The organism is Gemmatimonadaceae bacterium (assembly GCA_036003045.1).
Taxonomy (GTDB): Bacteria; Gemmatimonadota; Gemmatimonadetes; order Gemmatimonadales; family Gemmatimonadaceae; genus JAQBQB01.
Genome location: DASYSS010000042.1, coordinates 92,312 through 107,419 on the forward strand (window position 1 = coordinate 92,312; position 15,108 = coordinate 107,419).

Annotated in this window: 10 protein-coding genes; 5 read left to right on the plus strand and 5 right to left on the minus strand. The window is 66.8% G+C overall.

The window, feature by feature from the left end; translation table 11 throughout:
• Positions 1 to 152: 152 nt before the first annotated feature.
• Entirely contained in the window at positions 153 to 2,927 is a 2,775-nt protein-coding gene (gene acnA / locus VGQ44_10675) for an aconitate hydratase AcnA (GenBank protein HEV8447279.1), read from the plus strand.
• A 127-nt stretch (positions 2,928 to 3,054) separates the two neighbouring features.
• Here acnA and VGQ44_10680 read toward each other — a convergent pair whose 3' ends face one another.
• Positions 3,055 to 5,796 (minus strand): hypothetical protein, encoded by a 2,742-nt coding sequence (locus tag VGQ44_10680; GenBank protein ID HEV8447280.1) that lies wholly within the window; start codon positions 5,794 to 5,796, stop codon positions 3,055 to 3,057.
• 117 nt (positions 5,797 to 5,913) lie between these two features.
• Between VGQ44_10680 and VGQ44_10685 the strand changes: the two genes are divergently transcribed.
• From VGQ44_10685 to VGQ44_10695, 3 genes are read left to right on the plus strand one after another with little or no spacing between them, the layout of a single operon-like run.
• Positions 5,914 to 7,269: an OmpA family protein gene (locus VGQ44_10685; GenBank protein HEV8447281.1), complete on the plus strand. Its 1,356-nt coding sequence runs from the start codon at positions 5,914 to 5,916 to the stop codon at positions 7,267 to 7,269.
• Between the two features lie 25 nt (positions 7,270 to 7,294).
• On the plus strand, positions 7,295 to 8,248 hold the full coding sequence (locus tag VGQ44_10690; protein HEV8447282.1) for a hypothetical protein: 954 nt from the start codon (positions 7,295 to 7,297) through the stop codon (positions 8,246 to 8,248).
• A gap of 25 nt (positions 8,249 to 8,273) precedes the next feature.
• Positions 8,274 to 9,533 carry a hypothetical protein gene (locus tag VGQ44_10695; GenBank protein HEV8447283.1) on the plus strand — a complete coding sequence of 420 codons (1,260 nt, stop codon included), beginning with the start codon at positions 8,274 to 8,276 and terminating at the stop codon, positions 9,531 to 9,533.
• A 70-nt stretch (positions 9,534 to 9,603) separates the two neighbouring features.
• On the opposite strand, the gene moeB is transcribed toward VGQ44_10695, so the two are convergent.
• The 4 genes from moeB to VGQ44_10715 all read right to left on the minus strand — a co-directional run bounded on the left by moeB (position 9,604) and on the right by VGQ44_10715 (position 14,234).
• On the minus strand, positions 9,604 to 10,743 hold the full coding sequence (moeB, locus tag VGQ44_10700) for a molybdopterin-synthase adenylyltransferase MoeB (GenBank protein HEV8447284.1): 1,140 nt from the start codon (positions 10,741 to 10,743) through the stop codon (positions 9,604 to 9,606).
• Positions 10,744 to 10,845: 102 nt separating this feature from the next.
• Complete coding sequence (locus VGQ44_10705; protein ID HEV8447285.1) at positions 10,846 to 12,828, minus strand: hypothetical protein; 1,983 nt, start codon at positions 12,826 to 12,828, stop codon at positions 10,846 to 10,848.
• Positions 12,829 to 12,891: 63 nt separating this feature from the next.
• Entirely contained in the window at positions 12,892 to 13,569 is a 678-nt protein-coding gene (locus tag VGQ44_10710; GenBank protein HEV8447286.1) for a DUF305 domain-containing protein, read from the minus strand.
• 170 nt (positions 13,570 to 13,739) lie between these two features.
• A complete protein-coding gene (locus tag VGQ44_10715; GenBank protein HEV8447287.1) occupies positions 13,740 to 14,234 on the minus strand; it encodes a YMGG-like glycine zipper-containing protein in 495 nt (164 codons plus the stop codon).
• Between the two features lie 274 nt (positions 14,235 to 14,508).
• Here VGQ44_10715 and VGQ44_10720 point away from each other — a divergent pair, with 274 nt between their 5' ends.
• On the plus strand, positions 14,509 to 15,108 hold the full coding sequence (locus VGQ44_10720) for a redoxin domain-containing protein (GenBank protein ID HEV8447288.1): 600 nt from the start codon (positions 14,509 to 14,511) through the stop codon (positions 15,106 to 15,108).

Consider the following 15,108-nt stretch of genomic DNA (forward strand, 5'->3'; position numbering starts at 1 on the left):
GCGGCCGCGGGCAACCAAGGTCAAGGGTTCCCCGCGCCGGGGCCGTTCGCGTTAGATTAATTCGCAGCCTGGCGGTCGACGTGCGCGTCCCGCCAGTGGCTCCGTCAGTCACCTCGCTGGGCCAAGCGCCTCGAGTCGAGAGACAAGTTCAAATGACAACCAAGAATTCCTTCGGGAGCCGGGCGACCATTGCCGTCGACGGCGAGCAGTATGTCGTCTACCGCCTCGCCGCGCTCGACGAGCCGTCGGGCGGCCAGGCCGCGCGTCTGCCGTTCAGCCTCAAGATCCTGCTCGAAAACCTGCTGCGAAACGAAGACGACGCGTTCGTCAAACACGACGACGTGCTCGCGCTCGCCAAATGGGACGTGCGTGGACACGGCGAAAAGGAGATCGCGTTCCGAACCGCGCGCGTGCTGCTCCAGGACTTCACCGGTGTACCCGCCGTCGTCGATTTGGCCGCGATGCGCGACGCGATCGCGTCGCTCGGCGGCGATCCGCAGCGCATCAACCCGCTTCAGCAAGTCGATCTCATCATCGACCATTCGGTTCAGGTGGACGAGTACGGCACGCAGGCGGCGTTTCTCATCAATACCGAGCTCGAGTTCGAGCGCAACAAGGAGCGATACGTCTTTCTGCGCTGGGGACAAGAAGCGTTCAAGAATTTCCGCGTCGTGCCTCCCGGCACCGGCATCTGCCACCAGGTGAACCTCGAGTACCTCGGCAAAACGGTGTTCGTCGGAGAGGAAGACGGACAACGGGTCGCCTACCCGGACTCGCTCGTCGGCACCGACTCGCACACGACGATGATCAACGGGCTCGGCGTGCTCGGCTGGGGCGTCGGCGGCATCGAGGCGGAAGCGGCGATGCTCGGCCAGCCGGTGTCGATGCTCATCCCGGAGGTCGTCGGGTTCAAGCTGCACGGCAAGCTGCCGCCGGGCGCGACGGCGACTGATCTCGTGCTCACCGCCACCGAGATGCTTCGCAGGAAGAAGGTCGTCGGCAAGTTCGTCGAGTTTTATGGAACGGGGTTGTCGTCGCTGCCGCTGGCGGACCGCGCGACGATCGCCAACATGGCGCCGGAGTACGGCGCGACGATGGGCTTTTTCCCGTGCGATGAGGAAACGCTCAAGTATCTCCGCCTGAGCGGCCGCCCCGAGCACCACATCAAGCTCGTCGAGGCGTACACCAAGGAGCAGGGCCTCTTCCGAACCGATTCGACGCCGGATCCCGAATTCACCGACACGCTCGAGCTCGACCTCGGAACGGTCGAACCGAGCCTCGCCGGGCCGAAGCGCCCCCAGGACCGCGTACCGCTCTCGAGGTCGAAGTCGATGTACGGGGAAGCGGTGCGCGCAGAACTCGAGAAGCTCGCCGGCGCCGGTTCGTCCGGGAAAGAGGGCGGCCGCGCCGCGGCGGCGAGTGGCGGCGGGGGGGTCGCCGTCGCCGAGCCGGCGGTTTCCACCGAAGGCGGCGCGCAGGTGCAGTACAACAACAACACGTTCACGCTCAAACACGGCGCCGTCGTGATCGCGGCGATCACGAGCTGCACGAACACGTCGAACCCATCGGTGATGCTCGCCGCGGGATTGCTGGCACGCAACGCCGTGAAGAAGGGACTCAAGACGAAGCCGTGGGTGAAGTCGTCGCTCGCGCCGGGGTCGAAGGTCGTGACGGACTACTTCAAGCAGGCCGATTTGCAGCGGTACCTCGACCAACTCGGTTTCCAGCTCGTCGGGTACGGATGCACGACCTGCATCGGCAACTCCGGCCCGCTGCCCGAGCCGATCGGACAAGCGATCGACGCCAACAAGCTCGTCGTGGCGGCGGTGCTCTCCGGCAACCGCAACTTCGAGGGTCGCGTCAATCCGCAGACCCGCTTCAACTACCTCGCGTCGCCGCCGCTCGTCGTGGCTTACGCGCTCGCCGGGCGCATGGATCTCGATCTCACGCGCGAACCACTCGGCGTCGGGAACGACGGTCCCGTCTTTTTGCGTGACATCTGGCCCACGCCGCAAGAAGTGCAGGACGAGATCAGCCGTAGCGTGAAGGCGGAGTTCTTCAAGACGCAGTACGCGGACGTGTTCAACGGGGACGACGAGTGGCGCACGCTCGACGTGCCGCAGGGTGAGACGTACGCGTGGGCCGACGATTCCACATACGTCAAGAATCCGCCGTACTTCGCGGGCATGACGACCGAACCGCCGGGAATTCCCCCGATCACCGGCGCGCGCGCGCTCGCGATGCTCGGCGATTCGATCACGACCGACCACATCTCGCCCGCCGGCAACATTCCGGCGTCGAGTCCGGCCGGGAAATGGCTCGTCGAGCATGGCGTCGAGAAGAAGGATTTCAACTCGTACGGGGCGCGCCGCGGCAACCACGAAGTGATGATGCGCGGCACGTTCGCGAACATCCGTTTGCGAAACGAGATGGCCCCGGGCACCGAAGGTGGCTGGACGGCGACGGAGCCGGGCGGCAAGGCGCAGTTCATCTACGACGCCTCGATGGCCTACCAGAAGGCGGGCACCCCGCTCGTCATCCTCGCCGGCAAAGAGTACGGCACCGGTTCGTCGCGCGACTGGGCGGCCAAAGGCACCGTCCTGCTCGGCGTCCGCGCGGTGATCGCGGAGTCGTTCGAGCGGATCCATCGGTCGAATCTCGTCGGCATGGGAGTTCTGCCATTGGAGTTCACGAATGGCGAAACTCGCCAGTCGCTCGGGCTCACCGGCTTCGAGACGTTCGAGATCGTCGGGCTCGGCGCGGGGCTGAAACCCAAGTCCACGCTCACCGTTCGCGCCGCCGGAGGCGACGGCTCGACAAAGGAGTTCAAGGCTCTCGCGCGGATCGACACGCCGGAGGAGATGAACTACTACCGCCACGGCGGCATCCTGCCCTACGTGCTCCGGCAGCTCGTGGCGGGGAGGTAGCAAGCTCCGCGCGGGTCTAGGTGTGGGCGTGGCTTAAACGGGATCGCTCCGCTGCTGGGCAGTGTCGGCAATACCGCGCTGGTCCGTGGAGCATAGTCCCACCCCGAAGACTCCGCGCACCTAGCCGCTAGCGGCTAGGCGCGAAAAGCGAGTCGAGGCGCGCGCGGAACTGCGGGTCGGCGTTGCGCCACGCATCGCGCGCGTAGGCCGCATACACCGCGGCGCTGTCGGGTTGGTGCGCAGCGGTGAACGCGCGGGACATCCACCAGTCGATCTCGGTGCGCGGGACGTAGCGGGCCATCGCGTCTACCGGGGCCATGTATGCGTCCCGAAGCGCGGCAATGGCGCTGTCGGGACGGCCGAGCGCGAGACGCGCGCGCGCCAGCTCGACGTTCGTGCGGGTCCACGCGTTCGCCGACCACTCGGCGGCGACCAGCTCGCGTTCGGCGTCGGCGTACTTGCCCTCGGCGAGGAGCAGGACGCCGCGAACATGGTGGTGCAGCACCTTGTCACGGCCGTAGTAGCTCTGCGCGCCGGACCGCGCAATCGAATCGACGAGCGACCGGGCCTGGGCCGTGTCGCCGGCTCGAACGAGCGCGTCGGCTTCGAGGGCGTGCGACCACGAGAAGCCGCGCGCCTCGGGCGCGGTGAACCCAGACGCCGAAGAGCCCGGCGGATGTCCGACGCGCTCGAAGATCGCGCGGGCCTCGGCTAGATGTCCCATGCGCGCGAGGCCGTCGGCTCTGACGAGAACGAGTCCGTTGTTCGGCGGCAGCGTCGAGAGCGACGCCACTGACTCGGCGATGCGGCCACGCTCCCGCTCCAACATCACGCCGACGTCGCGGCTTCCGTCGAGCAAGACGGGATCGCGCGTGCCTTTCCACGAGCGCAGCAACGAGTCCACGATGTCGTAGCGGCGCGCGGAGAGCATCGTTCGCGCGAAGTCGACCGCGGCGAGCGCGTTTCTCGAGAGCGCGACGTCGTGATAGCCGGCCTCCGCCGCCTCCGCTGATTTGCCGACCGCGGCGAGCGTCGCGGACAAGTTTCGCCACGCGGCCGGCAGGTCGGGCTGCAACGCCACCCATCGACGGGCCGATGCCTCCGCGCCGACGCGATCGCCCTTCGCGAGACGAACCTGCGACAGGCGCCAGAGCACCTCGCACGGCGTGCAGGGACCGTCGCCGGCAACCATCGCCAGCGAGTCGAGGGCGAGCTCGCGCGACAACACGGTCTCGGACTCCGCCCAGCGTCCGTGCGCGGTGAGAAGATCCGCCCTCGCGCTGTACGCGCGCGGATCGTGCGGGAATCGTGCGACCAACTCCGCGCTCAACGCGTCGGCCCGCGTGCTCTCGCCGAGGCTGTCGACGTTGCGGATCTCGTCGGCGAGCCGCTCGAGCTCGGGAAGACGATCTTCGTGTCGGGTGGCAAGAAGCCCGAGGCGATGCGCGCCGGAGTCGTCTCCCACGGCGTTGGCCATGTTCTGACGGGCGCGAATCGCCTCGACGAAACCGGAATCTTCCGCGATTGCCGAATCGAGTTGGCCGGCCGCGTCGGCGAACTTCTCCGAGGCGGCGGCCATCATGCCGCGCGTGAAGTGGCGGTACGCGTCGGCGTTCGAGGTCTCGATGCCCGAGTAACGCGCCGTCCCTCGGGGACCGGCCGCGAGAATCGTCGCGACGCGCGCGGCCGCCTGTCGCCCGAGCTCGACGGGATTCGACGCGAGGATCGTGAACGCCTCCGACTCCGCCGCGTCGCCGACGTTTCTCACGGTCACGTCGAGGACGTAGCCGTTGGGCGCGACCGACAGACCGCCGGTCACCGACCACCCGGCGCGCAGGCGGCGCGCGACGTCCACCGCCTGTTGTTCGTTGAGCCGCGCCGAGCCGGAACCGGCGAGCCGCGCGACGACGTCGCGTACGCGCGCCGGGGCGACGGATTCCACGCCGCGCAATCCGTCCAAATCGCTCGCGATCATCCGCGGCAGCGCGACGCGCAGCCACTCGATCGACGTGTCCCCGCGCACGTCTTCGATCGATGTGACGGCGACGACCGGATGCGTTGCCGCCGCCGCTTCGCTCGATGCGCGTCGGAATTGCCAGACGACCGCGATGACGATCGCCGCCGCCAAACTGGCGAGAACGAGCGGCCGCCGGCGTTTCCCCGCGATCGGCGTCGGTTTCAAGGAAGGCGTCGGCTCTGCCTCGACCGACGGCGCCTCGACGCGCGGCGACGCCGGAACGCGCGCGGGCTCCGCGACCCTACGCTGAGCTGTAAGTCGTGCGATCGAATCCGCCGCCGAAGTGGAGCTCGACGCGGCGTCGAGCCACCGCTCGGCAAGCACCAGTGCTTCGTTCGACTGGCCATCCCTCTCGAGCCGCGCGACCCGTCGCTCGCACGCTTCGACGAACCGCCGCTCGAGCTTACCGCGCTCGCGACTCGCCCAGTCCTCGAAGTCCGGCGCGTCGGGAACATGGACGGCGTCGAGAAAACGGCCGCCATAGAGCGCGACCGCACGCCGGTCATCGCCGGCTTCGATCGCGGCGCTGAACTGCGCGCTGTCGACTTCGACCCGCGCGTCGTCGGACAGCGCGATGTGGTCGCGCCGTGAAGTGATCGCGTCCGCGCCGAGCACAGCGCGCAGACCGGAGAGCGCGTTCGAAAGCGAGTGTCGGGCGCGAGTTTCGTCTTCGCCGCCCCAGAACATCGCGACGAGCTTGTCTCGCGACACGTCCTTCGCGGACAGCGCGATCACTGTCAGCACGGCGAGATGACGCGGCCGAATCTCCGCGAGCGACTCAGTCTCACCATCCACGACGGTGAGCGTCAGTCGGCCGAGCGTGCGGAGCCGGAAGTAACGGCGCGTCAACATGTTGACATGGTGAGATCGCGTGGACGGCGGCCGCCTAATATAGCGCCGCGTTCGCGAGGCCGCGCGCGGCCGGATCCAGTCCCGCTCTCATACGAATCACCTCCGGAGTCTCTCCACATGCCCCAACTCCCGGTCATCACGCCGACCCGACAGTCGTCCGGACGCGTCCGCGCAATTCTCGTCCTGACAATGCTGCTCGGATCCGCCCTCCCGTTTGCCGGCGCCAACGCGCAAGGCCTCATCGATCGCGCAAAACAGAAGATTCAGGATCGCGTGAACAACGCCGAGGACAGCCTGACCGACGCCGCGCTCGACAAAGCGACGGGCGCGATCACGTGCGCGGCGACCAACACCCAATGCATCCACAAAGCGTTGGGCGCCGGAAAGACCGTGAAGGTCGTGGACAAGAACGGAAAACCGGTGTCGGCCGCCGACTCCGCGAAGGCGGTCGACGCGGCGGGCGGTGTGCCGGCCGCGATGCAATCCGCATCCGCGACATCGAACGGCACCGCCGCGACGAGCACGTCGGTGCCGGCGTTCGACAACACGGTGCTGGTCAACTACGACTTCGTTCCCGGCGACCGGGTGATTTTCGCCGAGGACTTCTCGAAGGACGCCATCGGCGACTTCCCGAAGCGGCTCGAGCTTCGCCACGGCAACTTCGAGGTCGCGAAGTGGCAGGGGCAGCAGTATCTGCGCACGAACAGCAGCGGAGTCGTCACCATCCCGCTTCCGGAAGTTCTCCCGCAACGATTCACCTTCGAAGCCGACTACAGCGGCTCCAGCGGCTGGAACCTCGAAGTGAACTTTGCCGACCCTGACGCGGTCGACAATCTGGCGCAGGCTTCGTTCTCGCCGGGCAGCGGGCAATTGGCGGGTGGCGGTGTGAGTTCAGGGTCGGATCTGCCCGAAGCCGCTGTGAAGCCCATCGCGCACGTCGCGGTGATGGCCGACGGCAAGTACGTGAAGATGTACGTGAATGGCGTTCGCGTGTCGAATGTGCCGAACGCGAACATTGGTCGCGGCAAGGTCGTGGTCGTGGGCCTTCCCGGCAGCGAGGATCAGCCCGGGTATTTGTCGAACATCCGGATTGCCGCCGGCGGCAAGCCGCTCTACGACGCCATCATGGCCGACGGACGCGTCGCGACGCACGGCATTCTGTTCGACACGGGCAGCGATCGCATTCGAGGCGAGTCGAAGCCGACGCTCGATCTCATCGGGCAGATGCTCAAGGACCACGCGGATCTCAAGCTCACCATCGAGGGACACACCGACAACGTCGGCTCGGCGGCGTCGAACCAGACGCTGAGCGACAGGCGCGCCGCCGCCGTTCGCCAGTTTTTGATCGCGAACTATCACGTCGACGCCGCGCGACTTGGGAGCAAGGGTTTCGGCTCGACGAAGCCGGCCGCGTCGAACGACGCGCCGGAAGGCCGCCAGCAGAATCGCCGCGTCGAGCTGGTCAAGAACTGAACACCGGCTCGGCCCGGCGATGAGAATGCGCGCGCGGTCCGCCGTGCCGGCGTTCGCCCTCGCTCTTGCTCCGTCGTCGGGGCTCGGAGTTGGGGCGACGCCGGTGGTCGACGGTGGAACCGTGTCGCTCGTCGGCAGCGTGCACGGCGCAATCCCGCCCGCGGCGTGCTCGGAGGCTGGAGCGTCCGGCGTGAGACTGCGCTCGTTCGGCGAGACGACGCCCAGCGGCTCTCGCCATCGCACGTTCGAGATTCGGGTCGCATCGTCGTGCGTCGCGCCGCTGTACCAAGCTCTCTTCTCGCGCGAGCGGCTCGAGGTACGAATCGTTCCACCGGCCGGCGAACGATCGACCGCCGTCGCGTTCGACGACGCGCATCTCACCCGCGTCGAGCTCTCGACCGCTGCCGACGAGCGTGGAACACGCTATCCGTTGATCACGCTCGATCTGACGGCGACGCGAGTGACCGGCGTGCCGCCCCACGGAACCGCAAACGGACGACTCAACTACTCGGACATCTCACCAGTGCCGCGCGGCGTGGCCGAGTCGTGGGTGCGGAACGGGGTGGCGGGAACGAGCGTGCGACTCGCTGGCGGCGCGCGCGCAGCGGGTCTGGACGTGACGTTCGCGTCCGGTGATCAGCGCATCGCGGCCGCGTGGGCCGTCGACGAGCGCACGGGCCTCCCGAGAGACGACTTGCACATCTCGATCGATCCGATCGACAAGACGGCCGGTGGCGACGACTCGGAGGTCGCGTCGGCCGTCGAAAGCGGCCACGAGTTGACCGAGGCCGTGATCTCGTTCCTCGGGCGCGACGGCGCGGCGGGAATCGTCGTGTGGCTCAAGCGCGCCTCGCTCGCCGGATTCAACGCGCCGACGGCGACGCCCTATGGAGCCCGAGGTGTCGGGCACTTGTCACTCGTGACGCGGCAGCTCGCGATCACGGACATCGCGTCGGGGCGCACCGCCGCGTTTCCCTGACAAAAACGCACATACCACTTTTACGATGCCACCGATTCGTCCCTTTGCCTTCTGGGCCACCGCCGCGCTCTGCTCGACCGCCGCGCTCGCCCAGGGCGACCCGAAGGCTCATCCCGGCACTCTCTCGGCCAAGCCCGACGTCGGACACGGCAAGCAGATGCCGCCGGGCGCGCAGCGCACCTTGGCGTTCGCGTCGGCGCAACGCGTGCTCGACCTCCTGCGCAGCGACGCCGCGCTCGCGAATCCGATCGGCTATTCGGTCGTACTGCGACGGCTCGCCAGCGAGCGGCTCTCCGGCGACGCGCCCGGCATGCCCTATCACGAAGCAGTCCTCGGGGAGCTCACCTACTTCGGGCTCGAGGACAATGGACACGGGGGTAAGGAGATCGGGCCGACGGGAGGCATCGTGTCCTTCCACGTCGCGATCAACACGGTCGGCAGCGAAGCTGAAATCGAGAGTACCGACGAAGAAGCCGACCACGGCCCACGCATCATGTACGATCTCAAGAAGACAGGCGATTTCCGCGGACGCCCCGTGTACAACGGCGCCTGCACGTATGTCTCCCGTGGGCCGGCGCCGCCGGTCGTTCCGCTGACGAAGGAGCGGTACTACACCCTCGAGCTGCTCAAAGCGAAGGCCGCATCCTCTTTCCACGCCGGGCAGCACGCGGCGACCACGTCGACACCGGCGAGTGATGCGCTTCAGAAGTTCTTGCGCGACCGCCCGCAGCGCGAAGCGTCGAACCGCAAGACCATCGACGCCCTGCGTGCAGCAGGCGCGGACGCGGCGACGATCCAGCAGATGACCGACGCGTTCCATGAGGCCGAGAAACAACAGGAGGCCGGCCTCCGCGGGGCGGTCGCCGGCGGCTCGGATCAGAATATCCAAGACATCGTCAAACAAGGTCGAGAGGCCGAGGCGGCGCACATCGCCGAGCTCCGGTCGAGCCTCGACGCGCTCTCGCCCGAAGAACGAAAGTCGCCCGCGTATCTCATCGACCACGGCCGAGGCTACTACACGCTGGGCAGCAAGGCCGATGAAGACGTGATTCTACCGATGCAACCGAATCCCGCGTTCTACGACGCGTCCCTCTCGCCCAACCTTCCGCAGGTGCTGTGGATCTGCCTCCCCGGGCTCCAAGGCGTGGCCGACTCGACCTACCAGACATACGCCGGCGAAGAGCGCGAACAGGAGAGAGCGACCGCCGAGAGACACCTGGCGGACGCGATTCGAGTTCGCGACAAACTGGATTGGGCGGCGTTGGAGGCGCTGGTGAAACCGTGAAGGGGCCGCGGGGCCACAGGGCCGGAACGACTCATGAGATTTTGAGTAGTTCCGGCCTCCCGACCTCCCCTCAGTATTTCGGCACGCTCGGATCTACCTCGTCGCTCCACCGCAGAATCCCACCGGTGAGATTCGTCGCGCGGAAACCGGCGGCGCAAAGCCGCTGCACGGCGTCGGCACTTCTGATTCCCGAGCGACAGTACACGACGATGTCGCGCTCGCCGTCGAGCGAGGACATCGCGGCGGGGAGCGAGCCGAGTGGAATGAGCTTGGCGTTCGGAAGCACGCCCAGTCGCCACTCATATGGCTCGCGCACGTCGAGCAACTCGAGGTCGTCGCCGCGCGCGAGCGCCTCCGCCAGTTCGCGGGGCGTCATCTCGGGAACGCGTGTCATGTTCGCGGTAGTCGTTGTCGGTGAAGTGCCGCAGTACTCGTCGTAGTCGATGAGCCGGGTGATCTCGCGCGTGCCGCACGCCGGACACGTCGGATCGCGCCGCACGCGCACGGTGCGGAAGTTCATGCCGAGCGCGTCGACGAGCAGCAACCGACCGATCAGCGCGTCGCCCGCTCCGAGAATCAGCTTGAGCGCTTCGGTCGCTTGAATCGTTCCGACGAGACCCGGGAGCACGCCGAGCACTCCGCCCTCCGCGCAACTGGGCACGCTGCCCGGCGGCGGCGGCGACGGAAAGAGACAGCGGTAGCAGGGCCCGTCGGCCGTCGAGAAGACCGATGCCTGTCCGTCGAAGCGAAAGACGGAGCCGTACACGTTCGGTTTGCCGAGCAGCACGCAGGCGTCGTTGACCAGGTAGCGCGTCGCGAAGTTGTCGGTGCCGTCGACGATCACGTCATACCGGCCGAGGATCTCGAGCGCGTTGTCGGACGTGAGACGCGTCTCGTGCGTCTCGACGTTGACGTTCGGATTCAGATCGGTGATTCGCGCTCGCGCCGACTCGAGCTTGGGTCGGCCGACCGCCGCGGTGCCGTGCAGCACCTGGCGTTGGAGATTCGACACGTCGACGACGTCGAAGTCGACGATGCCGATCGTTCCGACGCCTGCCGCGGCTAGGTACAGCGCCGCCGGTGAGCCGAGACCACCCACCCCGACGAGCAGCACGCGCGCTGCCTTGATTCGTTGCTGACCGTCGAGGGCGACGTCGGGCAGAATCAGATGGCGGCTATAACGGAGCAACTCGTCGCGCGAGAGATCCAGTGGATCCATGCCGAAAGCTACAGCGCGCGCGACGCACCGGTCCGGCCGAAAAAAACCGGCGCGCCCGGAATTCTGTGAGGCGCGCCGGCTGCGGCGATTCCCTTACCTCGATGCCGACGCCAGATCGCGGACCGATTTTGCGAGCAGCTGAACCTTTGCCGGGTCCGATGATCCGCGGGCGTCGCCGTCGAGGCGGCCGGCAAGCTTGTTCAACGACTCGCGGCGGTCGACGCCGGACTTGAGCTCCGCCTCGGACAGCGCGGAACGCACCGCGGTGAGGCCGTTCGCCGAGAGTCCGTGCGAGCGCTCGAGTTGGTCGGTGTAGGCGCGCGACAGCGCGAACGACGCGGGCCAGACGAACTTCGGCTGTCCCTGCGCGTTGAGGTAGTCCATGTGCACCGTCTTGGCGGCGTCGATCTCGTTCGCCGTGAGCATCGGATTCGGCGTGAGCTCGAGCACGTCGAGACCGCGCGCGATCTCGGAGCTCACGATCGCGCCGTTGTACCAGTAGACGGACCACGAGCCGGCCATGGACATACGCGTTCCGTCGATCGGACCGCGGTCGAAATACGCGATCTCCGTGGCGTGCTTGGGATCGGTCCAGTCGAACACTGAGAGACCGCCCTGATACCACGCCTGCACCATGACGTCTCGGCCCGGAATCGGGATCAGCGAGCCGTTGTGGGCGACGCAGTTTTCCTGCGGCGTTTGCGCCGCCGGCATCTTGTAGTAGCCCTGGAAGTGCATCTTGTGGCTCGCGTCGATCGTGAACATCGCGTCGGCGCCCCACTCCTTCGGATCGGTCGACCGGCACTTCGGCGCACCACCTCCGCCCCACTCGTCGCTGAACAGCACCTTCGTCCCGTCGTTGCTGAACGTCGCCGAATGCCAATATGAGAAGTTGGAATCCGCAGCGGCATCGATGCGCACGGGATGCGCCGGGTCATGGATGTCGAGCAGCAGACCGTAACCCTCGCAGGCGCCGCCGGCGTAGCCGATCGACGGGTACACCGTGATGTCGTGGCACTGCGTGGGGCCGGCGTTCGGATCGTCGTCGGTGATGCCGAACATCACCTTGATGATCCCCGGCAGCTCGCGCCGCAGCGTCGCGCTGTCGGCGGCCGTCGGAGCCGAACCCCCGCGCGCCTTCACGACGCTGTCGAGAATCGGCTTGACGAATCGGTCGGAGAGGACGTGAGTCTCGCCCTCGATGTCGACCACGAAGCGGCCCTGAGCGCGGGCCTGGTCCAGCTCCGCCTTGTCCGCGGCGGTCGGGCCGTGAATCGCCGGCTTCGTGAGGTCGTTGAAGATGCGCGGCGAGCTCACGATTGCTGCTTTCTCGGGATGCGCGAGGGGAACCTTGATGACCTCGATGCGGAAGAGCGGCGAATTCGGGTCCTTCGAGGGTGACAGGTTCGAGCATCCGGCCAGCTCTTTCGGGTCGCGTGGGCCCGCCGAACCGGAGATGTAGACGTAGACGTTGTCCGGGTCCTTCGGATCGGCCAGGACCGTGTGCGTGTGCGATCCGCGACAGGTCTGCACGTTCGCGATGTATTTCGGGTTGGCGATGTCGGTGATGTCGAAGATTCGAATTCCGCGAATGCGCTCGGAGCTCACCGAGGCCTCGACGCCTTGTCCGCCGCAGTCCAGTCGAGCGGTCTCCGCTTCGGCCGACACAAACAGCAGGTTCTTGTAGACCGACACGTCGCTCTGCGACGCCGGGCAGAAAAACGCCGTCTTGAGCGCCGGGCGGGCGGGATTGCTGATGTCCCACACCTGATAGCCGGCGAAACTGCCCTGGATCGCATAGGGTCCGCTGAACGCGAGATCGGAATTGACCTGGCCGAGGAATTTCTCCGACGGCCGAGTCGTCGAGAGCAGATGCATGTTCCACTCGGCCTGCCCCGCGTCCCAGATGCCGGCCTTGAGACCGATGCGTCTGTCGGGGTTCGGCGCCGCCACGCCGAGCGAGGCCGCCTGCGCCCCGGCGGCCGGTGCGAGAACCGCGAAGCCGGATGCGACCGTACCGAGCAGCGCCATCGCGCGCCTCGAGGCGAGCCGAGAAAAAACGGACATCAATGGCATGGTGGGACTCCTGTTGCGAACGACTGTTGGAATTGAATGACGCTGCGACCCGCGACACGCCGACTACGGAGAATCGCCGGTCACGATTTGAGTGAGCATCCGCCGCATGCGGGCGATCTCGGTCGTCTGATCGACGTGGATGTCGTTGGTGAGCTTGAATACCAGCTCGTCCTGCGCGGCGCCGTCGTGCTTGAGCAGGTCGTCGACCATCGAGACGGCGCCCTGGTGGTGTTGGATCATGAACCGCAGAAAAAGCTTGTCGAACTCCGGGCCGCGCGCGGCATCGAGCTGTTTGAGCTGCTCGTCCGTGAGCATGCCGGGCATGAGCATTTCGTGCTCCACCCCGTCCATCGTCATCTTCATCGGAACGGGCTTGGCCTCGGGCACCGGCTGTCCGCGGTCGCGGAGCCACATCTGCATGATGTTGATCTCGTCTCTCTGCGCGTTGGTGATGCGGTCGCAGAGGGTCTGAACGGACGGACCCGCGCCGTGCGTACGCGCCCACCCGGCCATGACGAGCGCCTGTGCGTGGTGCGCGATCATGCCGCGCATGAAATCGATGTCGGGCCGCGTGTAGGGACGGTTGACGCTGTCCTTCTTCGCCTTGGCCATCGCCGCGCGGTCGCTCGGCGTCGGTTGTCCTTGCACCGACGCGGTCTGCCCGAGACCGGGCGAAGTTCGAAGCCCGATCGCGGCGATGATGGCCGCGACCAAGCGCCACTGGGTTTTGGTTGCTTTCATAAGGCGTGCTCCAACGACTGCGACGAGGCTCATATAAGGTAGAGACGGCACAGTTCCGCGCGAGCGAGGTCGTGACGAATGGCACACACGAAACGCGGCGCGGGGAAGGCGGCGCTCTTCGCGCCACCTCCCCCGCGCCACTTTGTCAGTTCCTTACAACGACGCTCGCCCTACCAACCCGACTTCCGGGTGATGTCCACGTTGTTTCCGATCACGCCGCCGAGCACGCCTCCGATCGCCGCGCCGATGAGGCCGCCTTTGACTTTGTCGCGGCTCGTCGTGGCGCCGAGGACGGCACCCGCCGCCGCTCCGATCGCCGCGTCACGCTGCGTGTGCTTTTCGACGACGACCGGCGGTGTCGCGGGAGCCGGATAGTAGCGGGAGTTGCTACTGGAGCTCGAGCGTCGCGCCGTGGACGTCGGCCGGCGATAGACCGGCTGACGGGCGACCGTCTGCACCGCTCGCGGCGCGTTCGACGACGCGTATTGCGGCGCGGTCTGCTGCGCGTACCCCGCCTCGTTGGGGTTGAAGTTCGGATTGTAGGCCTGGGCCTGCGATGCCAGCGCGAGATCGTTTTTCAGCGCGTCATCGGCGGTGTTGCCGCGGCCACATGCCGCCACGGCTACCAGTGCCGGCGCGAAGACCAACCACCTGACAGTACGCATGACCATTCCCCCCGAAATGAAATTCGCGTCAGTGCCGCTCGTGCCATGCATCAGAGGCATATGGCACGTGCCGTTCCGGCTTCTAAGCCGCGAAATCGGCGGTTGGCCCTCGCGGGCGTCCCGATTCGGGACATCGACTGTCCACAATCGGCGGCGGGCCGGGCGGTGGCTGTCCTGCGCGTGCGAGATACTTTCGTTTTCGTTAGCGTCGGTTCCTGTTAGTTTCGATTCTGGCTCGTCTCGCACCTCATTCCACCGGGGCTCTCTCCTCATGATGCGCTTCAAGAGAAGCGGCGTTCTGCTGCCCATCGCCGCGTCGGCGTTTGGCGCGGCACTCGCCGGCGCGCAACAGCCGGCGGCTCCGCAGCCGGGCGGCGCGGCATCCGCGCCGAACGTCGGCCAGGCGGCTCCCGATTTCACGCTTCCGGGAGCGACCCGGTTCGGCGTGTTGAAGGAACCCGTTCGACTCGCGGATTACCGCGGACAGATCGTCGTGCTCGCGTTCTTTCCCAAGGCGCGGACAAAAGGCTGAACGATCCAAATGGAGGCGTACCGTGATCAGTACGCCACGCTCTTCAACGCCGGAAAGAAGGTCGTCGTGATCGGCATCAGCACCGACGCCGATACGACGCAAGCCAATTGGGCGCACGATTCGGGATTCCCGAATCTGTTCGCGAGCGACCCGGATCAGGCGGTCGCCAAGCTCTATGGCTCGGCGGACAACAAGCTCGATACGCGCAACGTTTTCGTCGTCGGTCCCGACGGCAAAATCGCCGCGCGGATGATGAAGTTCAACGTGCTGGCCGGTGACGCATACACCGAGCTTGGCACGGACGTCGCGAACGCCCTGAAATCGCTGGGGCCGCAGCACTAG